The 24,694-nt window shown below is 38.8% G+C and carries 23 protein-coding genes and 3 tRNA genes; 8 read left to right on the top strand and 18 right to left on the bottom strand.

The window, feature by feature from the left end; translation table 11 throughout:
• Together L1S31_RS14700 and L1S31_RS14695 are read left to right on the top strand one after the other, a co-directional pair.
• A partial coding sequence (locus L1S31_RS14700; protein ID WP_236465542.1) for a T9SS type B sorting domain-containing protein occupies positions 1-205 on the top strand: 205 nt, incomplete at its 5' end.
• Between the two features lie 328 nt (positions 206-533).
• A complete protein-coding gene (locus L1S31_RS14695) occupies positions 534-1,175 on the top strand; it encodes a hypothetical protein (RefSeq protein ID WP_236465541.1) in 642 nt (213 codons plus the stop codon).
• A gap of 302 nt (positions 1,176-1,477) precedes the next feature.
• On the opposite strand, the gene L1S31_RS14690 is transcribed toward L1S31_RS14695, so the two are convergent.
• Entirely contained in the window at positions 1,478-2,674 is a 1,197-nt protein-coding gene (locus tag L1S31_RS14690; RefSeq protein WP_236465540.1) for a pyridoxal phosphate-dependent aminotransferase, read from the bottom strand.
• 130 nt (positions 2,675-2,804) lie between these two features.
• Between L1S31_RS14690 and L1S31_RS14685 the strand changes: the two genes are divergently transcribed.
• On the top strand, positions 2,805-4,133 hold the full coding sequence (locus L1S31_RS14685; RefSeq protein WP_236465539.1) for an aspartyl protease family protein: 1,329 nt from the start codon (positions 2,805-2,807) through the stop codon (positions 4,131-4,133).
• 30 nt (positions 4,134-4,163) lie between these two features.
• On the opposite strand, the gene L1S31_RS14680 is transcribed toward L1S31_RS14685, so the two are convergent.
• Complete coding sequence (locus L1S31_RS14680) at positions 4,164-4,598, bottom strand: DUF1573 domain-containing protein (RefSeq protein ID WP_236465538.1); 435 nt, start codon at positions 4,596-4,598, stop codon at positions 4,164-4,166.
• Positions 4,599-4,877: 279 nt separating this feature from the next.
• Here L1S31_RS14680 and L1S31_RS14675 point away from each other — a divergent pair, with 279 nt between their 5' ends.
• Entirely contained in the window at positions 4,878-7,505 is a 2,628-nt protein-coding gene (locus L1S31_RS14675; RefSeq protein WP_236465537.1) for a valine--tRNA ligase, read from the top strand.
• 24 nt (positions 7,506-7,529) lie between these two features.
• Here the strand turns inward: L1S31_RS14675 and L1S31_RS14670 are convergent, their stop codons facing one another.
• Positions 7,530-7,703 (bottom strand): hypothetical protein, encoded by a 174-nt coding sequence (locus tag L1S31_RS14670; RefSeq protein ID WP_236465536.1) that lies wholly within the window; start codon positions 7,701-7,703, stop codon positions 7,530-7,532.
• 292 nt (positions 7,704-7,995) lie between these two features.
• Between L1S31_RS14670 and L1S31_RS14665 the strand changes: the two genes are divergently transcribed.
• Complete coding sequence (locus L1S31_RS14665; protein ID WP_236465535.1) at positions 7,996-8,637, top strand: hypothetical protein; 642 nt, start codon at positions 7,996-7,998, stop codon at positions 8,635-8,637.
• Positions 8,638-8,706: 69 nt separating this feature from the next.
• On the opposite strand, the gene L1S31_RS14660 is transcribed toward L1S31_RS14665, so the two are convergent.
• From L1S31_RS14660 to L1S31_RS14645, 4 genes are all read right to left on the bottom strand, one after another.
• Positions 8,707-9,126 (bottom strand): nucleoside-diphosphate kinase, encoded by a 420-nt coding sequence (locus L1S31_RS14660; protein ID WP_236465534.1) that lies wholly within the window; start codon positions 9,124-9,126, stop codon positions 8,707-8,709.
• Positions 9,127-9,193: 67 nt separating this feature from the next.
• Positions 9,194-10,366, bottom strand: coding sequence for a T9SS type A sorting domain-containing protein (locus tag L1S31_RS14655; protein WP_236465533.1), 1,173 nt, complete (start codon positions 10,364-10,366; stop codon positions 9,194-9,196).
• A 90-nt stretch (positions 10,367-10,456) separates the two neighbouring features.
• Entirely contained in the window at positions 10,457-12,049 is a 1,593-nt protein-coding gene (gene bshC, locus L1S31_RS14650) for a bacillithiol biosynthesis cysteine-adding enzyme BshC (RefSeq protein ID WP_236465532.1), read from the bottom strand.
• A 12-nt stretch (positions 12,050-12,061) separates the two neighbouring features.
• The gene (locus L1S31_RS14645) at positions 12,062-13,015 is read right to left on the bottom strand and encodes a hypothetical protein (RefSeq protein ID WP_236465531.1); all 954 of its coding nucleotides are present in this window, start codon (positions 13,013-13,015) and stop codon (positions 12,062-12,064) included.
• A 96-nt stretch (positions 13,016-13,111) separates the two neighbouring features.
• On the opposite strand from L1S31_RS14645, the gene L1S31_RS14640 reads away from it, so the two are divergent.
• Both L1S31_RS14640 and L1S31_RS14635 read left to right on the top strand, forming a co-directional pair.
• A complete protein-coding gene (locus L1S31_RS14640; RefSeq protein ID WP_236465530.1) occupies positions 13,112-14,233 on the top strand; it encodes a cysteine desulfurase family protein in 1,122 nt (373 codons plus the stop codon).
• Positions 14,234-14,286: 53 nt separating this feature from the next.
• Positions 14,287-14,907, top strand: a complete 621-nt coding sequence (locus L1S31_RS14635; RefSeq protein WP_236465529.1) for a porin family protein — start codon at positions 14,287-14,289, stop codon at positions 14,905-14,907.
• A 38-nt stretch (positions 14,908-14,945) separates the two neighbouring features.
• Here L1S31_RS14635 and L1S31_RS14630 read toward each other — a convergent pair whose 3' ends face one another.
• The 7 genes from L1S31_RS14630 to L1S31_RS14600 all read right to left on the bottom strand — a co-directional run bounded on the left by L1S31_RS14630 (position 14,946) and on the right by L1S31_RS14600 (position 20,039).
• Complete coding sequence (locus L1S31_RS14630) at positions 14,946-16,334, bottom strand: alpha-amylase family glycosyl hydrolase (protein ID WP_236465528.1); 1,389 nt, start codon at positions 16,332-16,334, stop codon at positions 14,946-14,948.
• Between the two features lie 53 nt (positions 16,335-16,387).
• Entirely contained in the window at positions 16,388-17,149 is a 762-nt protein-coding gene (locus L1S31_RS14625; RefSeq protein WP_236465527.1) for a C40 family peptidase, read from the bottom strand.
• A gap of 100 nt (positions 17,150-17,249) precedes the next feature.
• Positions 17,250-18,428, bottom strand: coding sequence for an acetyl-CoA C-acyltransferase (locus L1S31_RS14620; RefSeq protein WP_236465526.1), 1,179 nt, complete (start codon positions 18,426-18,428; stop codon positions 17,250-17,252).
• Positions 18,429-18,530: 102 nt separating this feature from the next.
• Positions 18,531-18,604, bottom strand: a tRNA-Arg gene (locus L1S31_RS14615).
• A 23-nt stretch (positions 18,605-18,627) separates the two neighbouring features.
• Positions 18,628-18,702: transfer RNA gene (locus tag L1S31_RS14610), tRNA-Pro, on the bottom strand.
• 53 nt (positions 18,703-18,755) lie between these two features.
• Positions 18,756-18,839: transfer RNA gene (locus tag L1S31_RS14605), tRNA-Ser, on the bottom strand.
• A 261-nt stretch (positions 18,840-19,100) separates the two neighbouring features.
• The gene (locus L1S31_RS14600) at positions 19,101-20,039 is read right to left on the bottom strand and encodes an NADP-dependent oxidoreductase (protein WP_236465525.1); all 939 of its coding nucleotides are present in this window, start codon (positions 20,037-20,039) and stop codon (positions 19,101-19,103) included.
• A gap of 86 nt (positions 20,040-20,125) precedes the next feature.
• On the opposite strand from L1S31_RS14600, the gene L1S31_RS14595 reads away from it, so the two are divergent.
• Complete coding sequence (locus L1S31_RS14595; RefSeq protein ID WP_305039136.1) at positions 20,126-20,497, top strand: winged helix-turn-helix transcriptional regulator; 372 nt, start codon at positions 20,126-20,128, stop codon at positions 20,495-20,497.
• A 348-nt stretch (positions 20,498-20,845) separates the two neighbouring features.
• Here the strand turns inward: L1S31_RS14595 and rplT are convergent, their stop codons facing one another.
• From rplT to thrS, 4 genes are all read right to left on the bottom strand, one after another.
• Complete coding sequence (rplT, locus tag L1S31_RS14590; RefSeq protein WP_236465524.1) at positions 20,846-21,190, bottom strand: 50S ribosomal protein L20; 345 nt, start codon at positions 21,188-21,190, stop codon at positions 20,846-20,848.
• A gap of 120 nt (positions 21,191-21,310) precedes the next feature.
• Positions 21,311-21,508 (bottom strand): 50S ribosomal protein L35, encoded by a 198-nt coding sequence (gene rpmI / locus L1S31_RS14585; RefSeq protein ID WP_136151968.1) that lies wholly within the window; start codon positions 21,506-21,508, stop codon positions 21,311-21,313.
• A gap of 144 nt (positions 21,509-21,652) precedes the next feature.
• Positions 21,653-22,150 carry a translation initiation factor IF-3 gene (infC, locus tag L1S31_RS14580; protein ID WP_236465543.1) on the bottom strand — a complete coding sequence of 166 codons (498 nt, stop codon included), beginning with the start codon at positions 22,148-22,150 and terminating at the stop codon, positions 21,653-21,655.
• A 76-nt stretch (positions 22,151-22,226) separates the two neighbouring features.
• Positions 22,227-24,173, bottom strand: coding sequence for a threonine--tRNA ligase (thrS, locus tag L1S31_RS14575; protein WP_236465523.1), 1,947 nt, complete (start codon positions 24,171-24,173; stop codon positions 22,227-22,229).
• Positions 24,174-24,694: the final 521 nt, after the last annotated feature.

The following is a 24,694-nucleotide window of genomic DNA, read 5'->3' as shown; positions in this document are numbered from 1 at the left end:
GAGCGGACAGAACGGAGCGAGGATTTACATCTTTGACCGTTATGGCAAACTGCTCAAACAGATCAGTGCCAACGGACCGGGTTGGGATGGAACGTTTAACGGACACCTGTTGCCTGCAGATGATTACTGGTTTACGGTTGACTTCATTGAACCAACCACGGCACTGCCGTCAACCTTTAAAGCGCACTTTACACTGAAGCGATAAAGAGAGCCACAAAGTGGCAAAGTTTATAAAAAAAGCCCTGACTCAGTCAGGGCTTTTTTATTGACATCTTCTATATTTTACATAATCCACAACGCACTAGTAATACACTATCTATGCTTTATCTATGAAGTATCTATGCTTTATCTATGCTTTATCTATGGAGCATCTATGCTTTGTAATTAACACTTAATCGACAATACCGTTATTTTGTCGAGTAAGCAGATCCATTTAAGGTGTCTTTTTATGTTTTTATGTAGTTTAGGTAAGCATAATATGCTCTACCAGTTTTAAAGAACAATCAATATGTATAACTTAAATTGATTTACTTATGCTAAACTTCAAGTTAAAAGACCCGGATTCTATTACCATTACCTATATGACCATGCGGAAGATTATAGGGTTTCTCGCATTTTTATTAGTACCAACTCTGGTATTAGGAGCTTTTATAACCGATCACTCCTTTGTAATAAGAGGTTCTGTAAGTGCTTATTATTATAGTGGAATGAGGAATGCACTTGTTGGAGTCATCTGCGGAATCTCACTATTCCTGGTTTCGTATCACGGTTATACGGCGAAAGATTCGATTGCCAGTAAGTTTGCCGGAATATTTGCGTTGGGCATTGCTTTTTTCCCTACATCAGAACGTGAAGTAAAGAATGATATAATCAGCATCATACATTATATCACCGCGGGTTTATTTTTTTGTACGCTTTCCTATATGTCCATTAAACTTTTTACAATGAGTAAAGGCTATAAGACTGTCAAAAAAAGAAAAAGGAATAAAATATATATAGCATGCGGAATTACGATGCTTGTTGCTGCAGCCTGCATCCCAATCAGCAGCATTAAGGCAATCCATATTGTGATTAGGGATTACAGGCCGACACTTATTTGTGAAACGATTGCGTTGGTTTCGTTTGGGATATCCTGGCTCACAAAAGGAGGGTTTATTTTTAAGGATAAGGATTGATACAATCCCGATAGCCCCGATAATTTGATATTAAGAGGAGGAAGCCCAGTGGGCTTCAGGTATATTTAAATTTCATAGATAAACAAAAGGTAATCGCTAGCCCCGATAGTAATGGAAATCCTTTTTAGGATTGCCCTGTAGCAAAGCGAAAGGGAAATACAATCCTAAAAAGATTGCAATGTATAGCGGGAGCAGGAGTGTAAAGATGCAGGATGCTCTGCTCCTAAAATGGATTCCAGCCTTCGCGGGAATGACAAAGTCAATAAAAAAATCCATTCGGGTTAGGAATGGATTTTTGAAAATTACTTATTGTTATAAACTTCTAAAGCCTCTTTAAGAATGGCAACCGAGCGAATCAAATCGTCTTTTTTGAGGACATACGCGATTCGGACTTCGTCAAGGCCAACATTTGGCGTGGAATAGAAACCAGCTGCGGGAGCAACCATCACCGTTTCTTTGTTGTTATCATAGGTTTCCAGAAGCCATTGTGCAAAATCATCGGCGTTTTTAACCGGCAGTTTGGCGATGCAGTAAAATGCTCCTTTTGGAGTGGCCACTTTTACACCGTCAATTTTTTGTAATTCGGCAATCAAAGTGTCTCTTCTTTCCTTGTATTCAGCTACGACATCGTCGAAATAACTTTGTGGCGTTTCAATGGCAGCTTCGCTGGCAATCTGCTCGTAGGTTGGCGGGCTTAAACGCGCCTGTGCAAATTTCATTGCGGTTGCCATTACTTCCTTGTTTTTGGAAACAATGCAGCCAATACGTGCGCCACACATGCTGTATCTTTTCGAAACCGAATCAATCATGATGGCATTTTGCTCTATTCCGGGAACGTTCATTACCGAGAAGTGTGCTTCGTTTTCGTCATAAATGAATTCGCGGTAAACTTCGTCAGCAATAAGGAACAAATCGTGTTTTTTTACGATTTCCGCCAGTTGCAGGATTTCTTCTTTCGAATACAGATAACCTGTTGGATTTCCTGGATTGCAGATTAGGATTGCCTTGGTTTTAGGCGTGATCAGTTTTTCAAAAGCTGCGATAGGAGGAAGGGCAAAACCTTCGTCAATAGTCGAGATTACCGGTACAACGGTTACGCCTGAAGCTGTTGAAAATCCGTTATAGTTGGCATAAAATGGTTCAGGGATAATAATTTCGTCACCAACATCCATAGTGCTTCCCATTGCAAATAACAAAGCTTCAGAACCACCTGTTGTGATGATGATGTCGGCAACATCAATTGGCAAACCGTGTGATTTGTAATAAGCGGAAAGTTTGGTACGGTAACTTTCAAAACCTGCAGAATGGCTGTATTCCAATACCTTGATATCGGCATTTTTTACAGCATTCAAAGCTACTTCGGGTGTTTTAATATCTGGCTGGCCAATATTCAAATGATAAACTTTGTTACCTTTCTTTTTGGCAATTTCAGCATAAGGAACCAATTTTCTAATTGGCGATTCCGGCATTTTTTGACCTTTTAATGAAATCTTCGGCATAGTTGTTTGTTTTTGGAACTGCAAATTTGCGACTTTTTTAATTGGTTTGCAATTCATTCCCGCAGATATAATTTGTTAAAAATGGGGTAACAGAAAATTATTTTTTTATTTTTATGCAAAATCATTCCTAATGCGTTTAAGGCAACTACTATTTTTTCTGTTATTTTCCATTTATGGCTTCAGCCAATCGGAATTTCAGATAAATAATCCAAGAGGAAAAACCGCAATCCCTTTTAAGTTTATCAATAATTTAATCTTTGTACCTGTGGTTGTCAATGGTGAGGAATTGACCTTTTTGCTGGATACGGGAGTAGAGCAGACAATACTTTTTAGTTTGGATGACAAAGAAGAGGTAAAGCTGTTTGATTTGGAAAAACTCAAACTGAGAGGTTTGGGAAGCAAGGAAGCCATTGATTCGTACAAATCATCGCGGAACAAAGTGGAAATGAAGGATTTTGTGGATAACAACCACGAAATTTACATCATACTCGATCAGGAATTTAATTTTTCCTCTCAGGTTGGAATTCCGGTAAACGGAATCCTGGGCTATAATTTTTTTAAGAAGCATATCGTTGAAATCGATTATGACCGGAAAAAGATTTTTGTATACGAGCACAATCACAAGAAGATTGCGGCGAAGCTTCAAAAGAAATTTGCCAAAGATTCGATAACCATAGAAGAGAAAAAACCCTATATCATTTCAAACCTAAAAACCGACAACGCCACAGTTCCTTCCAAACTATTGTTGGACACCGGAAATAGTGATGCCGTGTGGATTTTCACCAATAAAACCAATAAGATAAAGCTGCCTTTAAAAAATATAGATGATTATCTGGGACGAGGATTTAGTGGAAACGTTTATGGTAAAAGAGGTAGAATGCGCAGTTTTGAATTTGGCAGGAAAACATTTGATTATCCGTTAATCACCTTTCCCGATTCGGTTTCTGTAAAAAGTGTCAATTTTGTTCCCAACAGGATTGGCTCCATAGGAAGTGAAATCATTTCAAGGTTTACCGTAGTCTTTGATTATTTAAACCATGCGATTTATACCAAACCCAATGGTAATATCAAGCTGCCTTTTCAATTCAATATGAGCGGAATCGAAATTGAGCATGCGGGACTGGAATGGGTTAAGGAAAGCTATGAGGAAAAACAGGTTGAGGGGATAAAAATCTATACAGATGCGCGTGAAGAAAACCTACAGAACAGCCTAAAAATACGCTTTACACTCAAACCTGTATTTAGGATTGCCAGTGTGCGAAAGGATTCGGAAGCTGAAAAGGCAGGAGTAAAGGTAGGCGACCGGATTTTAAGGGTAAACCAGCATTCGGCTCACGGATATACTATCGAAATGATTAATGATCTGCTCAAATCGGAAGAAGGAAAGACAATTGATTTGGAAGTCGAAAGAGACGGCAAAAACTACAGGTTCAAATTCCAGCTCAGGAAAATCATATAATGAAAAAGCCCCGATTTCCCGGGGCTTTTTTTAATTCATCATTGGTGAACTCGACTTTTTCTCAAGTAAGTTAACTACCGGTTTCTCAACCACTTCGCCTTTAATCTTTATCGCTACACGACCTTCTTCAACGTTTACTGCATTACTTTCTACGGTAATTGTTTTTCGGATTGGCCCGGTGTGCATATTGTATTTTACATCAATCTTTCCGGTTTTACCAGGTTTGATTGGCTCTGTCGGTTTTGATGGTACTGTACAACCACAAGTCGATTGTACATTGGTAATAACCAGGTCCGCATCACCGGTATTGGTAAACTCAAAAGAACGGATACCATTGTCATCTTCCTTATTGGTCGTTCCATAATCAATCGTATTGTCTTTGTCCTTAAACTCGATTTTTGGTCCCTTTTGGGCAAAAACAGCAGCATTTACAAGGATAAAAGCTAAAAGTATATATTTTTTCATAGGTTCAAATTTGTTATTTGGTTAGTAAAAATACTTTGTTTCAATTAATACACAAAAATTTAATTCTTAATTTTTTCTAAAGTCTTTATTAGTTACTTTTGCAGGGAGTTTGCAAAATGCATGCCAAATGGTTTTAGGAGCGAGTGGCTTGGGCTTATCAGCCAGCCGTATTCCCGCTTTCCACAACTACATGGTAGTTTGTTGCAATCGGGGCTAGAAGAGAAACGCATCGTATTTTTGAAACTCATAATTTATAACTTATAATTCATAACTCATTATATGATTCCTGCACAGTTCAACGCCAAAGAAGTAGAGAAAAAGTGGTACGACTACTGGATGAAAAACAACTATTTTCATTCAAAACCCGACCATAGGAAACCGTATACGATAACCATTCCGCCACCAAACGTGACCGGAGTGCTGCACATGGGGCACATGCTTAACAATACGATTCAGGATGTTTTAATCCGTCGTGCGCGTTTAAAAGGGTTTAATGCATGTTGGGTTCCGGGAACGGACCATGCTTCCATAGCAACTGAGGCTAAAGTTGTGGCCAAACTAAAAAGCGAAGGCATCAACAAAAACGATTTAACCCGTGAGGAATTTTTAGTGCATGCGCATGCGTGGACTGATAAATATGGCGGAACGATATTAGAACAGCTAAAACAATTGGGCTGTTCGTGTGATTGGGACAGGACCAAGTTCACGATGGATCCTGATATGAGTGCTTCGGTTATCAAATCATTTGTCGACTTATACAATAAAGGATATATCTATCGCGGTTACCGAATGGTAAACTGGGATCCTGAAGCCAAAACCACTTTGTCCGATGAAGAAGTAATCTTTGAGGAAAGACAAGGGAAATTATACTTTTTGAAATACCAAATCGAAGGAAGTTCCGATTTTCTGACCGTTGCAACTACGCGTCCTGAAACCATTTTTGGGGATACCGCTGTTTGCATCAATCCAAATGACGAACGCTTCACCCATTTAAAAGGAAAAAAAGCAATTGTTCCTATTTGTGGAAGGGTTGTTCCAATTATTGAGGACGAATATGTAGATGTTGAGTTTGGTACAGGCTGCCTTAAAGTAACTCCGGCACACGATGTTAATGATAAAACATTGGGTGAAAAGCACAATCTTGAAATCGTTGACATTTTCAATGAAGACGCGACTTTGAATAGTTACGGATTGCATTATCAGGGGAAAGACCGTTTTGTGGTTCGTGAAGAAATCGCCAAAGAACTGGAAGCAAGCGGAGCTTTAGCAAAAACGGAAACACACTTAAATAAAGTTGGGACTTCTGAAAGAACTAAAGCGGTAATCGAACCAAGATTATCCGATCAATGGTTTTTGGGAATGGAAGAATTGGTAAAACCAGCTATAAAAGCAGTATTGGAAACAGAGGAAATCAAATTATATCCATCGCGTTTCAATAATACCTATCGTCATTGGCTCGAAAACATCCGCGATTGGAATATCTCACGCCAGTTATGGTGGGGACAACAAATTCCGGCTTATTACTACGGTGATGGTAAAGAGGATTTTGTTGTTGCCGAAAATATCAACGATGCTTTGGTTTTGGCCAAAGAAAGAACTGGAAACGGCCAGCTTCAAATTTCAGACCTGCGTCAGGATGCCGATGCGCTTGATACCTGGTTCTCATCCTGGTTGTGGCCGATGGCTGTTTTTGGAGGAATTCTTGACCCTGAAAACGAGGATTTCAAATATTATTATCCAACCAATGATTTGGTTACCGGACCAGATATTTTGTTTTTTTGGGTAGCGCGTATGATCATTGCGGGTTATGAGTATACCGGTAAAAAACCATTCAGCAATGTTTATCTGACCGGATTGGTTCGTGACAAACAGCGACGCAAAATGTCTAAGTCATTAGGAAATTCTCCAGAACCTTTGGAACTGATTGAGAAATTTGGTGCCGATGGGGTTCGTGTTGGTTTATTATTGAGTGCTGCAGCCGGGAATGACATCCTGTTTGATGAGGAATTATGTAATAACGGTAAGGCTTTTGCCAATAAAATATGGAATGCTTTCCGTCTGATTAAAGGATGGGAAGTTGCCGATATCCCGCAACCCGAAAGTTCTAAAGTGGCGATTGAATGGTTTGAAGCCAAACTGCAGCAGACTTTAGTTGAAATCGACGATCATTTTGAAAAATACAGATTGTCTGATGCTTTGATGGCAATTTACAAATTGGTTTGGGATGATTTCTGCTCGTGGTTTTTGGAAATGATAAAACCAGCGTATCAACAGCCAGTTGACAGGGCAACTTTCAATAAAGCCATTGAAATGTTGGAAGCCAATTTGAAATTACTGCATCCATTCATGCCATTCCTAACAGAGGAAATCTGGCAGTATATCGCTGAGAGGACTCCGGAGCAGGCATTAATCATTGCCGAGTATCCAAAAATGACCTCATTTGATGATAAGCTGATTGCTGATTTCGAATTTGCCTCTGAGGTTATTGCCGGATTGAGAACCATTCGTAAAGACAAAAATATTGCAATGAAAGATGCGATTGATTTGAAAGTGGTAAACAATGAAAAAGTTTCAACTTACTTTGACAGCGTAATTATGAAGTTGGGGAATGTTGGTGCTTTAGATTATGTTACCGATAAGGTTGATGGCGCTTTAACGTATAGGGTAAAATCAAACGAATACTTTATTCCGGTTTCGGGCAATATTGATATTGCTGCTGAGATTGCAAAACTGACAGAAGAACTGAAATATACCCAAGGCTTCCTTCGTAGTGTACAGGGAAAACTATCCAACGAGAAGTTTGTTGCCGGTGCCCCGCCACAAGTAATTGACAACGAACGCAAGAAAGAAGCTGATGCTTTAGCAAAAATTGCCACGATTGAACAAAGTTTGGCAAGTTTAAGATAACTTAAGTCCCAAGAAATTGGGACTTTATTTTTTCCCACCGATTTTGCTCAGGATAAATATGATCAGTGCAATTACTGCTACGACTATAAAAATCCCAAATCCCATTCCGGCTTCAAAAATACCTTTAACCAATTCACAGCTGGAAAAAAGGATAACCACTAAAATGTAGAGAAACGTAAATTGCAATTGTCTTTTCATGACGTTTTGATTTAAGTGAGTAATTAAGTTTGATAAAATTACTTCCGCATTCCAAAATTTCTGTTATAGTTTTATTGAAATAACTTACATTATTTTTTGACGAAAGTTATTAGTCGTTTTACGGTAAATTGTTAATAACTACCCCAATTTTACCCTTAATTGTTAAAAAAAAGTGCAGTTCGTCGATTTTTTGAGTTATGTACAGGTAAAAAGTACCATCAAAACATACCCTGTATAACTTTGCTCTACCCAAGACTATAAGCAACCTCCTTAACCATTAATTGCAAAAATTATGAAAAAACTTGCCCTCTTCATTCTGGCAATTGGAGCTTCTTATAGCAGCATTGCCCAAAGCAAAACGATCACAAACCAGGACCTGGCGTCCCGAAATGATCTTGCAATTGTTTCCTATCATGTTGAAGAACGAATCAATATGAATTTCGGAGGCAGTATCAGAACCTATAATGTTCCCAATCTGAACATGATTACTCCCAAAGACTTAGGGGTAAACAACGTTAGGATCATTACTCCCAAGTACGGAAAGATAAAAGCCAAAGCTGTGGCTGTTGAGATATTGAGCAATAAAGAGCCTAAAAACTTTTCAGGTGCTATAAAAAGCGAAGCAAAACCAGTAAAAGTTGATGTGCTGCCTCCAAAAAAGCAACGTGAGTTTGTCAATATTGATGTGGTTGCTACCTATGAAAGGACTTTGGATAAAGGATACCGTTCTGTTGATATGTTGACCAAGGTTGCAGACAGGCATTTCTTTGATGGTGATTTGGTTTTGGCTGCAAAATGGTATGCCGAATTATTTGACAGAGCCGATAACCTGGATGCTGTTTATTACTACAGATATGCCCAGGCTTTGAAAGCGGTCAATAAAAATGCAAAGGCTGCTGAGATGATGAAGATATTTGAAACAAAGAGTTTATAATAAAATAAAATCATAAAAAAATCCCATTTCGAAAGAAATGGGATTTTTTATTTTGGGCAAATTCTGTTATTAAAACTGCTCTCTTCCAGCAAAGTGGAAAGCACCTTCGATAGCTGCATTTTCATCGCTATCTGAACCGTGAACTGCATTTTCTCCAACTGAAGCTGCATATTTTTTACGGATAGTTCCTTCTGCAGCCTGTGCAGGGTTTGTAGCTCCAATCAAGGTTCTGAAATCTTCAACAGCATTGTCTTTTTCAAGGATAGCTGCTACAATTGGTCCACGTGTCATGAATTCTACCAATTCTCCGTAGAAAGGTCTTTCAGCGTGAACAGCGTAAAATGCCTTAGCATCAGCTACTGTCAATTGTGTTAATTTCATTGCTACAATTCTGAAACCACCTTCAGTAATCATATTCAAAATTCCACCGATGTGTCCGTTTTCAACACCATCTGGCTTAATCATTGTGAATGTTCTATTCGTTGCCATTTTTTTGTTTGTTTTAATTTGGTGCAAAAGTAAATCTTTTAAACCATTATTAAAAATAGAATGGCAATCAATTCCGTATAATTTTTTGAACTGTAAAATCCAATCCCGATTTAATCTTTACAAAATAAACGCCTTTACTCAGAGTTGTTGCGTCTAATTGGAATTGAGTTGAATTTGGGCTGAATTCTCCGATAACTTTTCCGGATACATCAAAAAGCTCCACACTATCTATATTGGTTGTATGCGACAGGTTCCAAACAGTTGTTGTTGGATTTGGATAGATTTTTATTTTTGAAATCGAATGTTCGGGGTTGGACAATGTATTGGTAAACAAATAATGCCCGCTGGCTTTTTGAAAAACAATATTATACGTTCCCGCTGTTACCGGAATATCCGGACCATTCTGTATTCCTGTTGCGGATGGAAATCCCAATGAACCCCAGTTTTGATCCCATAAATTGTCTTTTCGGAATTTTGCAACACCATCGGTCAGCGGTAAATTGTTGATGATATATTCAAAACCATCATTGGTGGATAAATCGATATCTTCACCCCAACCCACAGAAGTAGCCGTTCCCAAAATACCAATACTTGGATAGGCAAAACTATAGGCACCGGTATCTTTATTATAGGTTACAAACCATTCACCACCAGTAACCTGAATGGATGGACCGTGTTCAACCGCATTCCCCGTTGGAAAGGACACACTCCCAAAAGTGGTAAAGCTATCGTCATTATACCTAAAATAAGCAGTTCCACTACTGAAATAAAAGCCCGAAAGTGTATAATGGATTCCATCTGTGGTTACCATATCTACATCAGGGCCGGCAAAACCATTTTGGGAATCAACAGCCGGACCCCAAATACCAACTCTAGTAAATGTCGATGGAATAAACGTATAGGTTCCGTTAGTCCTGTTGAAGGTAATATCGTAAGTTCCGGCCACACACATGATGTTTGCACCGCCTTGGGTCGCAGTTCCTGATGGCCAGTTGGCATTTCCCCAGTTAACGGTCCAGTCATGATCCTGCCTGAACTTAAGCCCGGTTGTCGCAGCATCGGTTGCAGTGGTTAGTGGAAAATTATATAAAGTATAGCTAATATTATCTGAAGTAACCATGTCGTAATCTGCACCCCAATCATTTTCAGGAGTACAGCTACCCACCAATGAAATGGTTTGTGCGTTTATGCCAAAAGCAAAGAATAAAAATGCAAATGAATAAAGTAATTGTTTTTTCATAAAGTGTTGATTTAAATTAGGTTGGGCTAATGTAAATCAAAATGTTACAATTGAAAAAACGCAAACGTTTTCGTGTTGAAAACTTATCGTTTAAAGACTCACTATCGTAAAGTTAGGCTCTAACGGATCAAGTTGCTGCAAGAGTTTTTCAATCAGCGTAGTGCTCGCATCCAGGTAGAATTCAGAGAAGTTTGCTTTCCGTTCCTGTAGACCCTGATTTGGAAACAACTGATTTTGAAGCAATAAAATCAGTTCCAGCTTTTCGGCATGGACTCTCTTTTCGGCTTTAAGCAATCGTTTTTCTAAATTGTCCAAACCTTTGATTTGCTTGGTTTGTTGTGCATTTACAGCGCCAAGGAATGATTTGTCGGTTTGTTTTGCAATTTCCTGTAATTTCTCAAACTGTTGTTTCAAAAACTCTTTTTGTTCCGAAAAATCAAGGTTGAACTTAGAGAATTCTTTCGTTTTGTTATTGAATAATTCCTGTTGGTTACTGAATAAATCCGCCCACGAAAGCTCTAACTTGTCGGCTTTCTGAAATTGTTTTTCGGTAGCAAGTACAACAGAATTGCGGATCAACAATATTGGAAAAGTGATTCGATTGGCTTCAAAATTAGACTTTAACTGCAGCCAGTAACTGATTTCCCCACCGCCGCCAATATAGCATAAATTTGGTAAAATGATTTCTTCGTACAAAGGCCTCAGGATCACATTGGGGCTGAATTTCTCAGGATTATTTTCCAACAATTCCATGATTTCCTTTTCAGAAAATGCAAGTTTGGTGTTGTTGATTTTGAATAAATTATCTTCAAACAGGATACGTTCCCTAAGATTGTCTTCAATGTAAAACAGATTGATTTCCCTAGGGTTTACCTGGATTTGATATTCTTTTTCAATCACCGAATTGGTTTCGGAAACCTTTTTGAAAGAAGTTTGATTCAGCAATTCATTTTTAACATATGGAGCGAATAACTGTTTTAAGTCGGTATCATCACCATCCAAAATGACCAATCCTTTTTTTCCAAATAATTCATTCGCCAAAAACCGAGTAGCATCAGCGAGATTGCCATGTTTTAAGTAAGTTTCTTCAAAAAGCTTTTTCAGGTAATCAGCATTTTGACCAATTCCCAATTCGGAAGCAAAAACTGCTGCAACCTCTTCCAATCCGGATGTTGATAGTCTTCCAACCGGGCCATGGCTTTCCGCGTTCCATTTGATTTTTATGTTTTTGAAATTGAAATAATTGATTTCCTCAAAATCGTGGTCCTCAGTCGCCATCCAATATACAGGGACAAAATTATATTCGGGATATTCTTTTTTTAAGGTCGAACACAAATTAATAGTGCTGACAATCTTATATAAAAAATATAACGGACCAGTAAACAGGTTCAGTTGATGGCCTGTAGTAATGGTAAATGTTTTGGCATCCGATAAAAGTGAAATATTGTTATTGGTTGCCTCAGAAACCTCGAAACCCTTGTATTGATTTTGAAGGGCAGCAACCAAAACATCCCTGTTTTGTTGTGGAAAATTTTGCGTTTTTTCGTCAATCTGGGCTTTGAAGTTCTCCAGTTTTGGGAAACGATTGTAAAGCGTTTTCAATTCGGATTTTTCATCTAAATAATCTACAATTAATTTAGCGAAATACCCCGATTTTTGGTAGCTGATACAGTCAGTTGGCATGCTTTTAACGAATTAAGGAGTTATAAAACTTCCGTATAGATAATCATTTCCAAGCGTAAAGGTGCTGTTGCCTTTTCTCAGTATAACATTCCTTAAATGAACGGTATGCTGATAATCGCTTCCAAATGTTGTTGTGGTAACTTCTATGATTCCGCTAACCGCTTCAACTCCGTTTTCAGCATTCCATTCCTGAGAAAGTGTTGGTGTTGCTGGAGGCGTCGTGGCGCAGAAATACGTATTGTTGACGGTGTTAGTAAACAATTTATAGGTCAGTTTGTTAGTCGAATCTATCAACGCAGTTCTTGGTGTAGTCGTAACAGTGCTTGCAAATAAGGTTGGATAATTAGTACCAACATCAAGGATTAAAGCCTCGCTTCCGCTAAAGTTAAAAATCCTGTCATCGCAGGTGCTTTTATCAGCCTGGTCATCAAATCCAAATGCTAAAGGGCTGATGGTTGTGCTGTAATTTCCAAAAGGGAATGTTTCATAACCCTGTGGTCCAGCAGGTTTTTCAAAAGTGATATTCTTGAAAGTAATGTTATAGATATATCCAGTGATTTTTGTTGCTCCTGTAGTGGTATCGGTAGTTTTTATAGCAGTAGCCTTAATCTGGATTATTCCCGAAGAGGCTTTCCATTCTTCAACCACATTTGGTGTACCGTCAGGAACTGTAGGGCAAATATTTAGTTGGGTTACTGTGTCATCGTATTTCCTGTAAGTGACTTTTACAGTGGTGGATAATGCTACTTCAATAGGTTCGTCTGGAAGCGTTTCGTTTTCGGTAAAATAGGTAGACGGAATTTCGATAAACAGCATTTCCGAACCCTTTACTTTGTAAATCACATCCTTAACAGGGCATTTTAGAGCCGGAGCTTCAGAAAAATCAATAACATCTACAGTTAAATCTCCATCATCACAAGCAGTAATGAACAATAATAATGTAAGCAGACTTAATATTCTTTTCATTGGAGTAGTATAATTTTTAAGCAAAAATAAGTTTTTTATACTATTAATTTCTCCTTTTATCATTTAATTAAGAACACTCCTTTTTATATTTGCACCATGCAAAAAATATACCTCGATAACGCAGCTACGACACCAATCCGCCAAGAAGTAATTGACGAAATGGTTAAAGTCATGCAGTCAGAATTTGGAAACCCATCTTCAACGCATAGCATTGGCAGAAGCTCCAAAGCGGTTATCGAAACTTCTAGAAAAACAATTGCCAGGTATTTGCATTGCAATGCGCAGGAAATTGTATTTACTTCGAGCGCGACTGAAGCAACCAACTGGATTTTACGAAGTGCGGTAAAGGATTTCGGAGTTAAACGAATCATTACTTCGAGGGTTGAACATCATGCAACTTTGTATACCATATTGGCGTTGCAGGATGAATTTGGCATTCAGGTCGAATACCTGAATGTGGATTGCGATGGTGTTTTGGATTATCCACGACTCGAAAAACTACTTTCAGAAGATGTTAAAACCATCGTCTCACTGATGCATGTCAATAATGAAACCGGAGTGATTAATGATATCAATAGGATAGGGGCATTATGCCATCAGGCGAAAGCCTTATTCCATTGCGATACCGTTCAGTCGATTGGAAAAACCGAACTGGATTTACAGCAGCTTCCCGTTGATTTTGTCGTGGCAAGCGCGCATAAATTCCATGGTCCAAAAGGAATCGGATTTGCATTTGTCCGTAAAAATCTGGTGTTGCAGCCTATGATTTTTGGTGGCGAGCAGGAAAAAGGCTGGCGTGCAGGAACCGAATCGGTGCACCAAATTGCCGGAATGGCAAAAGCACTTGAGCTTTCTTATGAGCATTTAACCGAAGAGAGAGCATTTATTTCCAACCTGAAAACCTATTGCTTTGGTCAGCTTAAAGCTGCATTCCCTGCAGTTGAAGTAAATGGGGCAGCTACTTTTTATAATATATTAAATGTATTGCTGCCTTTTTCACCTGAAAAAACAGCAATGATTCTGTTTAATCTCGACATGAAAGGAATTGCAGTTTCCAGAGGAAGTGCGTGTCAAAGTGGGAGCATAAAGCCATCGCATGTTTTGGCAGAAATGCTTACCGAAGAGGCGCTGGCAAAACCAAGCCTTCGGATTTCATTCAGTCATTACAATACCAACGAAGAAATCGACTATTTTGTTGAAACCCTGAAAGGAATTTAAATAGCTGTTATTTCCTTAAAATGACTACATTTGATATTGTAAAACGTAAACCTATGAGAAAAAATATTATAACACTCGTTGCGGTGTTGGGATTATCAGCCACACTTTTTGCACAGCAGAAAAAAGGCGATGTTGAATTCGGATTTAACATTGGATACAATAGCTCCTCTGCTTCCGATGAATATGATTCCACAGATACAGGAAGCGGATTAAATGTTGGAGGTCAGATTGATTATTATTTTTCCCCTTCATGGAGTATCAAAGGAAAACTGATTTATGACCAAAAAGGCTGGGATAACGATTACATTGAAGACATTGGTGGAAATGTTTATCCAACGGATATTAATCTGAATTACCTAACGATACCTGTTATGGCGAACTGGCATTTTGGCAATAAGAAAAACTGGTATTTGAATTTCGGGCCTTATTTAGGATTTTTGCTTGACGCCAAAGACACCCGATTTGATTCGGATATTTCAGATGCATTCAATTCCAATGATTTTGGTTTGGCAGTGGGCATCGGAGTGAAAATACCGGTATCCAACAAACTAAAAATCTTTTTGGAATATGATGGGCAAGGTGGTTTTACCGATATCTTCAAGGATAATCAATATTCAGCCGTTACCAATACGCGTTCCAGCTTTAACGTTGGGCTCAACTTCCTGATGAAATAAAACACAATAAAAAATCCCCTCACTTTCGAGGGGATTTTTTATTTTACCAAAACCTTGTATTCCCAAGGTTTCAACTCAAAAACATCGTCGCTTTTCAGTGTGATTTTTTCACCCGAAAATAATTCGGTATAATCTCCTTTTTGGTGTGCCGAATTTAATTTTACAGTTACAGGTTTGTCGCTGTAATTGGTAATATTAATCACTTTGTCGTTGCCCATTGTTCGTGAAAATGAAATTACCTGCTCCATTTTATCGTTAAAGATACGCACCATTACACCGCCTTCCTTTCCATTCCATAAGGCATGGTTTTTATGCTTGAGTTCAAATAGTTTTTTGAATAATGCTTCATAAGGCATCTTGCTCCAGTCGATTAAATCCTTGTCAAAAAATTTCAGCGAACGATTCAATCCTGCTTCCTGTCCACCATAAACCAAAGGCATTCCATTAACTGTTCCGCACAAAACCATCGAAGCTTCCAATCCATCGCCAAAATTGTAAAACATATTGTGGTTCCAGGAATTCATATCGTGATTGTCTGTGAAAAGCATGCGGTAGCCATCACGCGGAAAAGTGCTCACGTCATGCGCCATGTATTCTACCAAGCCTCCCATGCTTTTTTTGTCGCGGGTTACGGCAACCATCTTATCAAAGAAGGTCCACGAATAGGTCATGTCGAAAGCGTTTTTATGTAAATCCCTTGATTCCCATTCGGCCAACATAAAGACAGGTTTTACAGCATCCATTTCTGCACGGGCATTATCCCAGAAATCGGTTGGTAAAAAACCAGCGGTATCGCATCGATACCCATCAATATTGAAATCCTTAACCCAATATACCAAAGCTTCGGTCATGTATTTACGGATTCCGGGTTTTTCATAATCAAAGTCGATTACGTCATCCCAATCGTACCAAGGTGTTGGCTGGAAATTTCCTTCTTCGGTTTTTGTATACCAATCCGGATGGTCTTTTGCAAGCTGGTTATCCCATGACGAATGATTCGCAACCCAATCAACAATTACATGCATTCCCATGCTGTGGATTTTATCCACCAAATGCTTGAAATCTTCCTTGGTTCCAAATTCGGGATTGATGCCGTAATAATCCTTTACCGAATATTCACTGCCTAATGTTCCTTTTCTTTTTTCTATTCCGATAGGATGGATGGGCATCAGCCAGATGATATCAATCCCCATTGCCTTAATCCTTGGCAGGTGCGATTCAAATGCTTTGAAGGTTCCTTCAGGAGTAAACTGACGGATGTTTGCCTCATAAATCGTGGCATTCTTTGCCCATTCGGGATGTTTGAGTTCTACAAATTCCTTGGGCTGATATCTCGAATCGTCAGTTGTTTTTTCGTCTTTATTCTTTAGGCAGCTTGTTGCAGTCAGGATAATGAAAAGCAATGCGGTTTTGTAGAAATGTTTCATCTGGAAGGTTTTAGCAATCCAATTTAAATAAAAAAACCGAACAATTGTTCGGTTTAGATTATTTTTTTGATGACACGCAAACGGTGCGTATGCCTGTTCTGTTCAGCATTGTAAATGCCCAAATGATCCAATCGGTCAATTCGGACTTTTCCACTGGCGTGGATGATATAATTGTTGGCCATGATGATGCCAACGTGGATTATCTTTCCTTCCTCATTGTCGAAAAAGGCTAAATCTCCAGGCTCGCTTTCCTCAATGAAACTCAATGCATCGCCTTGAGTGGATTGTTGTGAGGCATCGCGAAGCAGTTTGTAGCCATTAAGTTTGTATACCATTTGGGTAAAACCCGAACAATCGATTCCGAAAGGCGTTTTTCCACCCCAAAGATAAGGAGCGTTCAGGTACATATAAGCTGTTGTAATCAAATCTGCCTTCGATTTAACGCCACTTGCCCTCATGCCTTCAAACTCAAGATTCTCGATGTTGATTTCGCTGTGGTGCAAAAATGACAACGATGCGCCCAATGGAATTGGTAACAAAACATTTTGCGCGTTGGTCACATATTCCACCAAATCAGAATTGAGGATTATGGCATCTTTTGACAACGCCTTAAAGCTTTTTTCTGAAATGATTTGATATTGTTTGGAATCGACCCAGCCTTCATAGCTGTCGAATTCCAACCTGATTTTTGACCATTGGTTCTGCGTTTCAATAATTTCAAAATGCTCACCAAACAATACCTGCGAAACGATTTCGCTTCGGTCGCTGGCTTCGGCACGCAATGGAATTATGGCAAGGTTACAAATGGCAAACATCTAAATTATTTTGAATTTTGAATTATAAATTTTAAAAGGCTCAGAATTTCAATCACAATTAATTTAAAATTCAAAATTTAGAATTTATAATAATTTTTTTTTAGGCTCTTTCGATAACAATTGCAGAAGCACCGCCACCTCCATTACAGATTGCAGCTGCTCCAATTTTGGCATTGTTTTGTTCCAAAACATTAATCAAAGTCACAATGATTCTCGCTCCGGAACAGCCAAGAGGATGTCCTAATGAAACTGCACCACCATTTACATTTACTTTATCATTATCTAAACCTAGGATTTTAGCGTTTGCCAAACCAACTACTGAAAACGCTTCGTTGAATTCAAAAAAGTCAACGTCTGAAAGTGAAATTCCTGCTTTGTCCAATGCTTTTGGCAATGCTTTAGCCGGTGATGTCGTAAACCATTTTGGTTCCTGCTCTGCATCAGCGTATGATTTGATATAAGCCAAAGGTTTCAAACCCAAAGCATTTGCTTTTTCCTCGCTCATTAAAACTAAAGCAGCAGCACCATCGTTGATCGTTGAAGCATTTGCAGCCGTAACAGTTCCGTCTTTGGTAAATACTGCGTTAAGTGCAGGGATTTTGTCCAATTTTACATTGGTATATTCTTCGTCTTTGGCAAAAACAATCGGTTCTCCACGACGTTGTGGGATTTCTACAGGAACAACTTCATTGTCGAACTTTCCTGCTTCCCATGCTTTTGCTGAACGCTCGTAAGACTGGATTGCGAAAGCATCCTGTTCTTCACGGGTAATTTTATATTCGGTGGCACACAAATCGGCACAAACTCCCATTGCATTTCCGTCGTAAGCATCAGTTAAACCATCTTTCTGCATTCCGTCAACCAATGTTGTTGGGCCAAATTTTACGCCATTCCTCATATGTACATAATGCGGAATCAGACTCATGTTTTCCATTCCTCCGGCTACAACAATTTCGGCATCACCAGCCATAATGGCCTGTGCGCCCTGCATTACCGCTTTCATTCCCGAAGCACATACTTTGTTTACGGTAGTACAAGGAACATTGTCCGGCAAACCTGCATATTTAGACGCCTGACGGGAAGGTGCCTGTCCAACTCCGGCCTGGACTACGTTACCCATTAATACTTCATTGACTAAAGCCGGGTCTAAATTGATTTTATTTAAAGCGCCTTTAATGGCAGTTGCTCCTAATTGGGTAGCTGTAACAGTTGATAATGAACCCATAAAACTCCCGATTGGGGTTCTGACTGCTGAAACGATTACTACTTTTTTGCTCATGATTTTTATGTTGTTGTTTTGTAGTGCAAAACTAATCTTTTATTACAAATTATGGAATGCTTTTAAACAAAAAAACCATTGATTTCTCAATGGTTTATCTTGTGATCCCAGAAGGATTCGAACCTTCGACCTACTGCTTAGAAGGCAGTTGCTCTATCCAGCTGAGCTATGGAACCAAGCTCTTAGAAAATTCTTCTTGTCGGGGTGGCAGGATTCGAACCTGCGGCCTCCTGCTCCCAAAGCAGGCGCGATAACCGGGCTACGCTACACCCCGTGTATTCATTATCTAGTGGAATTAGATAAAAGGTCACACAGAACCTAAAAAAGCGGAGAGACAGGGACTCGAACCCTGGCGACGGTTACCCGTCGACAGATTAGCAATCTGCTCCGTTACCACTCCGGCACCTCTCCTAAATTTTCAATATCTTAAGAACTTTCGCTTTAAGCGGTTGCAAATGTAATTTATCATTCTATAATTTACAACTATTTCATTTCTTTTTTTAGCTAATAAAATAAATATTCCCAAAACGACTTCACTCTCAATAAACTAACTGTAAAGGAATTTCACTTTTTTAAACTAATAAGGACAGGTATTCTCGAAAAACACACAGTTACTTTACAATTCAACTGCTCAGTAACTAAAAAAACCCAATCAATTGACTGGGTTTTTACTTAAATTGCCACAACCACCTTTCCTCTGGTTTTACCTGTTTCTATCTGCTTGTGTGCATCAATCAATCTGTCAAAAGGATACACTTCAAAAATGTGTGTTTTTAATTTCCCATTCTCAAGCCATTCGGCTATTTGCTGCATATCATTCCCGTTGCTTTCCACCATTTCAAACGCGACATTGATTCCTTTTTCATTAGCCAATTTGGTAACTTCATCATCAATCCCACCTGAAGGTAAAGTAACAATTCCACCTCCTTTTTTAATCACCTTGATTGTGCGTTTCAAATTCTCGCCAGATAAGGTTTCCAAAGCAAAATCCTGATCTTTAATAACATCTTCAAAAGGTTGTATGGTATAGTCAACAATTGTATCTGCGCCTAATGATTTTACAAATGCTGTGTTTTTGCCAGAGGTTATGGCGGTCACATTTGCACCTAAGATTTTGGCAATCTGCACGGCAAAATGACCAACGCCACCGGCAGCAGAATGAATTAAAACATGGTCATTTGGTTTGACATGCCTTTTCAAAACCTGATAGGCTGTTAAGGCAGCTAAAGTAGCTCCGGCTGCTTCTTCATGGGGAACTGATTTTGGTTTTTTTGTCAAATGCGCTTCGGGAGCTGTTACATATTCGGCATACGCTTTTCCGTTACCTGGAAAGTTTATCATGCCAAAAACATCATCACCAACTCTAAAGTTTTTTACTTCGCTGCCAACAGCTTCCACAGTCCCAGAAATGTCCCATCCTAATATAACAGGACCTTCTTCCCGTAATTGGGAATAAAGGCTTTTACCAATCCTTGTTTTGATGTCTACAGGATTAATGGATAATGCTTTTACTTTTACCAGCACTTCGTTTGCGTTGGGTGTTGGTTTCTCTAATTGAACGAGCTGTAGTTGTTCTGCTGAGCCCGCTTCGTTTAATACATAAGTCTTCATTTTTTATACTATAAAAATTATAGTTGCAAAAGTAAGTATAGTATTTTACCTTTGCAATAACTATCCAAATGGATAGTATTAAATTTATGGATACAAGAGCAAAAGAGGTGTATAAAATCCAGGATAAGTTTTATCCCTGCAGTACCAGTATCACTATGGATTTCATTGGTGGCAAATGGAAAACGGTCATTTTGTTTTATCTTAAGGATGGCTGTAAAAGATACAATGAGTTAAGGAAGGAAATGCCTATGGTGACCGAAAGGACTTTGAGCCTTCAGCTGAAGCAACTGGAAGATGACGGCGTAATTAGGCGTGAAGTCCATACCTTAAAGCCACCCTTAAAAGTGGAATATTCCTTAACCGATTTTGGAAAATCATTGATACCGTTATTGGAAATGATAGCGCAATGGGGAAGGGATGTGGCCAAGGATAAGGCGGAAGTGGTCACTATGCCGTAACCGCGTGAGGGATAGAGGCAAGCACCATGTGCAGCCGAAAGCCCGGCCCGAAGGGACACGCCATAAAAAAATCCCAATCTTTGCTTCGCCAATTCGCTTCGCTCGGGTCGACTGGGATTTTATTATAAAAATAAAAAAAAGACCAATCAAAAGATTGGCCTTTTCTATATATAAGTAAGTTAAATAAGGTTGTACAAACGTTTATTTTACTTTTTTAAATTTGATATTAAGAGGAGGAAGCCCAGTGGGCTTCAGGTATGCAAGCTTTAGCTTGCTTTTAAACAAAAAACCCAATCTTTCGACTGGGTTTTCTATATATAAGTAAGTTAAATAAGGTTGTACAAACGTTTATTTTACTTTTTTAAGTATTGCTTTGAAAGCTTCTGGGTGGTTCATAGCTAAATCGGCAAGAACTTTACGGTTCAATTCGATTCCGTTAGCTTTTACCTTACCCATGAATTGTGAATAAGACATTCCTTCCAAACGAGCTCCAGCGTTGATACGTTGAATCCATAAAGCACGGAAATTTCTTTTGTTCACTTTTCTATCGCGGTAAGCGTAGCACATTGCTTTCTCAACCGCATTCTTAGCAACCGTCCAAACGTTTTTACGACGACCAAAGAAACCTTTGGCTTGCTTCATTATCTTTTTTCTTCTTGCTCTTTTAGCAACTGAATTTACTGATCTTGGCATAATTTTTCTGTTTTTTTGTAGCAGGCGTACCGAATTTAATCAAGGTAACTTTGTGGCCATACTCCAAGGTTATTTTAAATAATTTTTTAACCTAAAGATTATCTAATTGACAATTGTCGATTAGATAATTCTTAATTGTTGTTTGATACTTTTCTCATCTGTTGGGTGAACCAATGCAGAGTGGGTTAAAGCCAATTTACGCTTTTTAGATTTCTTGGTCAGGATGTGACTTTTGAAAGCGTGCTTTCTCTTGATTTTTCCTGAACCAGTTACTTTGAATCTCTTCTTAGCACTGGATTTTGTTTTCATTTTAGGCATTTTTTCCTAGTTTATTTAATTTAACTTACTTACTTTACTTTTATGCTGATTTGTTTCAGCACCTATTTTTTTAAGAGGTTTGCCATCGCGCCACCTGGCTCCTTCGCTAAAAATGTCCACTGGACATTTTATTAACGCTCGGCCCTACTTTTTCTTTTTTGGAGCAATGAACATAATCATTCTTTTTCCTTCCAGAACAGGCATTGCTTCCACTTTTCCGTATTCTTCCAAATCCTGTGCTAAACGCAGTAATAGGATTTGTCCTTGTTCCTTATATATAATCGAGCGTCCTTTAAAGAAAACGAATGCTTTCAATTTGGAACCTTCCTTTAAAAACTTCTCAGCGTTTTTCCTTTTGAACTCGTAATCGTGCTCATCGGTCTGAGGGCCAAAACGGATTTCTTTTACAACGATTTGAGTAGATTTAGCCTTTAACTCTTTTTCACGCTTTTTCTGCTGATAAATGAATTTTCCATAATCCATCAATTTACAAACCGGAGGAACTGCATTTGGAGAAATCTCTACCAAATCAACTTCTTGTTCTTCTGCTAAACGTAGGGCATCGGAAAATTTGAATACTCCCGGCTCAATGTTTTCTCCAACTAAACGGACTTCTGAAACGCCACGGATTAATTCATTGATTCTGTGGGCTGCTGTTTTTTCTACTCGAGGTGATTGACCTCTGTTGTTTCTAATTGCTATGGCTTTATTTTTTTAATTAAACTTCAAATGTTTTTAGTGTTTTTCCTATTTCTTCCTTCACCATTTTGGCAAATTCATCGATAGACACTGTAATATTTCCTTTTCCTTCCTGTCCGTGGCGACGAACAGAAATAGTTCCGTTTTTCTCTTCTTCCTCGCCAACTATCAGCATAAACGGCATTTTCTGAACTTCCGCCTCTCTGATTTTCTTACCAATCGTCTCGTTGCGGTTGTCAATTAGGGCGCGAATTTCGTGATTTTCTAGCAATTCTAAAACTTTTTTAGCATAATTTTCATATTTCTCGCTTAAAGACAGAATAATGGCTTGTTCAGGCATTAACCAAAGCGGGAAATTTCCTGCAGTATGTTCCAATAAAATTGCGATGAATCGTTCCATCGAACCAAATGGTGCCCTATGGATCATAACCGGTCTATGCAGCTTATCATCAGCACCTTTATAAGTCAATTCGAAACGTTCCGGTAAATTGTAATCTACCTGGATTGTTCCCAATTGCCAGCTTCTTCCCAACGCGTCTTTTACCATAAAATCCAGTTTCGGGCCATAGAATGCCGCTTCGCCACTTTCAATCACATAATTCAAACCTTTATCTCTTGCTGCGCTGATGATGGCGTTTTCGGCTTTCTCCCAGTTAGCAACATCACCGATATATTTATCAGGATTATCCAAATCACGCACAGAAACCTGAGCCGTAAAGTTTTCAAATCCTAGCGAACCAAATACATAAAGTACAAGGTCAATAACTTTTTTAAATTCAGAATCCAATTGATCCGGCGTACAGAAAATATGCGCGTCATCCTGGGTAAATCCACGAACACGGGTCAATCCGTGTAATTCCCCCGATTGCTCATAACGGTAAACGGTTCCAAACTCAGCATAACGTTTTGGTAAATCCTTGTATGACCAAGGTTTGTTGTTGTAAATCTCACAGTGATGCGGACAGTTCATAGGTTTCAATAAAAACTCCTCACCTTCAGCCGGAGTATGGATTGGCTGGAAACTATCAGCTCCATATTTGGCATAATGTCCCGAAGTTACGTACAATTCCTTTTGTCCGATATGTGGAGTCACAACCTGCTCGTAGCCTGCTTTTTTCTGCGCTCTTTTCAAAAACTGCTCCAATCTATCACGCAATGCAGCACCTTTTGGCAGCCACAATGGCAATCCCTGCCCGACTTTTTGCGAGAAAGCAAATAATTCCAATTCCTTTCCAAGCTTTCTGTGATCACGGCGTTTTGCTTCTTCAAGCAATTCCAGGTAATCAGTTAAATCTTTTTGCTTAGGAAACGAAATTCCGTAAACACGTGTCAACTGCTTGTTTTTCTCATCACCACGCCAGTAAGCACCGGCAACGCTCATGATTTTCATCGCCTTGATGATTCCGGTATTCGGAATGTGTCCACCGCGGCATAAGTCAAAGAAGTTGGCATGGTCGCAGAACGTAATTGTTCCGTCTTCCAGGTTCGAAATCAACTCGGTCTTGTATTCATTGTTTTTATAAATCTCCAAAGCTTCAGCCTTAGAAACCGAACGCATCTTAAATTCGTGCTTTTCTCTTGATACTTCCAAAACACGGTCTTCAATGGCTTTAAAATCGGCATCCGTGATTTTCTTATCACCAAAATCCACATCATAATAAAAACCATTGTCAATCGCCGGCCCAAGAGTCAGTTTAATTCCAGGGAACTGCTCCTCTAAAACCTGAGCCATAACGTGCGAAGTCGAATGCCAAAACGCTTTTTTGCCTTCCTTGTCATTCCATGTATACAATATAAGAGAACCGTCGGTGGTCAATTGGGTTTCCGTTTCAACTGTTGTACCATTAAAAGAAGCCGAAATAACATTTCGCGCTAATCCTTCACTAATGCTTTTTGCAACATCCATCGGAGTCGTGCCTTGCGCAAACTCCTTAACCGAACCGTCAGGTAGTGTAATCTTTATCATTCCTAAAATTTTATAGGTTGCAAATATATAAGATTACCAAAACACTTACAATATAAAGTAGCATAATATATAAATGTATTTGAGTAGCACAACATTTGCTGTTTTCAGGAAGCGCAGTCCCGCTGTCCGCGCTACATGGTAGCTCGCTTCCATCGGGGCTAAAAGACACTTTTTGCTTGTTAAAGATATTTGATTAAAAAAACTTTCAAATGCAAAATCCATAAAACCAACAGGTTGTAAAAAACTTCAAAAAAGAGTTGTCAAAACATTTGCAAAAGCAAAAAACTGTACTACTTTTGCACCCGCAATAAAGCACAAGTTCTTATAAATCATTTCTGTTAAAAACTTTTATCCACGAAAAATTTGGAGGTTTAATTGAAACCAATTAAATTTACAATCCCAAAAATTTCCCCTGAAAGTTTAAAAATCAAGTCAATAGAAAATATTTCAAAATTATTTTCAAAAAAGCTTGTCAGAAATAAAAAGTTCTTTACTTTTGCACCCGCTAAACGAAGTTCACT

Origin of the sequence: Flavobacterium wongokense, assembly GCF_021608265.1 — a bacterium.
In the GTDB taxonomy this organism is placed as follows: domain Bacteria; phylum Bacteroidota; class Bacteroidia; order Flavobacteriales; family Flavobacteriaceae; genus Flavobacterium; species Flavobacterium wongokense.
Note: the sequence above shows the minus strand (reverse complement) of the source record. Positions and strands in the feature narration are given on the sequence as shown.

Bases quoted from the DNA above. Each gene is read 5' to 3' on its own strand.
- L1S31_RS14695 (WP_236465541.1), top strand. From the start codon at position 534: ATGCTAAACTTCAAGTTAAAAGACCCGGATTCTATTACCATTACCTAT.
- L1S31_RS14690 (WP_236465540.1), bottom strand. From the start codon at position 2,674: ATGCCGAAGATTTCATTAAAAGGTCAAAAAATGCCGGAATCGCCAATT.
- L1S31_RS14685 (WP_236465539.1), top strand. From the start codon at position 2,805: ATGCGTTTAAGGCAACTACTATTTTTTCTGTTATTTTCCATTTATGGC.
- L1S31_RS14680 (WP_236465538.1), bottom strand. From the start codon at position 4,598: ATGAAAAAATATATACTTTTAGCTTTTATCCTTGTAAATGCTGCTGTT.
- L1S31_RS14675 (WP_236465537.1), top strand. From the start codon at position 4,878: ATGATTCCTGCACAGTTCAACGCCAAAGAAGTAGAGAAAAAGTGGTAC.
- L1S31_RS14670 (WP_236465536.1), bottom strand. From the start codon at position 7,703: ATGAAAAGACAATTGCAATTTACGTTTCTCTACATTTTAGTGGTTATC.
- L1S31_RS14665 (WP_236465535.1), top strand. From the start codon at position 7,996: ATGAAAAAACTTGCCCTCTTCATTCTGGCAATTGGAGCTTCTTATAGC.
- L1S31_RS14660 (WP_236465534.1), bottom strand. From the start codon at position 9,126: ATGGCAACGAATAGAACATTCACAATGATTAAGCCAGATGGTGTTGAA.
- L1S31_RS14655 (WP_236465533.1), bottom strand. From the start codon at position 10,366: ATGAAAAAACAATTACTTTATTCATTTGCATTTTTATTCTTTGCTTTT.
- bshC (WP_236465532.1), bottom strand. From the start codon at position 12,049: ATGCCAACTGACTGTATCAGCTACCAAAAATCGGGGTATTTCGCTAAA.
- L1S31_RS14645 (WP_236465531.1), bottom strand. From the start codon at position 13,015: ATGAAAAGAATATTAAGTCTGCTTACATTATTATTGTTCATTACTGCT.
- L1S31_RS14640 (WP_236465530.1), top strand. From the start codon at position 13,112: ATGCAAAAAATATACCTCGATAACGCAGCTACGACACCAATCCGCCAA.
- L1S31_RS14635 (WP_236465529.1), top strand. From the start codon at position 14,287: ATGAGAAAAAATATTATAACACTCGTTGCGGTGTTGGGATTATCAGCC.
- L1S31_RS14630 (WP_236465528.1), bottom strand. From the start codon at position 16,334: ATGAAACATTTCTACAAAACCGCATTGCTTTTCATTATCCTGACTGCA.
- L1S31_RS14625 (WP_236465527.1), bottom strand. From the start codon at position 17,149: ATGTTTGCCATTTGTAACCTTGCCATAATTCCATTGCGTGCCGAAGCC.
- L1S31_RS14620 (WP_236465526.1), bottom strand. From the start codon at position 18,428: ATGAGCAAAAAAGTAGTAATCGTTTCAGCAGTCAGAACCCCAATCGGG.
- L1S31_RS14600 (WP_236465525.1), bottom strand. From the start codon at position 20,039: ATGAAGACTTATGTATTAAACGAAGCGGGCTCAGCAGAACAACTACAG.
- L1S31_RS14595 (WP_305039136.1), top strand. From the start codon at position 20,126: ATGGATACAAGAGCAAAAGAGGTGTATAAAATCCAGGATAAGTTTTAT.
- rplT (WP_236465524.1), bottom strand. From the start codon at position 21,190: ATGCCAAGATCAGTAAATTCAGTTGCTAAAAGAGCAAGAAGAAAAAAG.
- rpmI (WP_136151968.1), bottom strand. From the start codon at position 21,508: ATGCCTAAAATGAAAACAAAATCCAGTGCTAAGAAGAGATTCAAAGTA.
- thrS (WP_236465523.1), bottom strand. From the start codon at position 24,173: ATGATAAAGATTACACTACCTGACGGTTCGGTTAAGGAGTTTGCGCAA.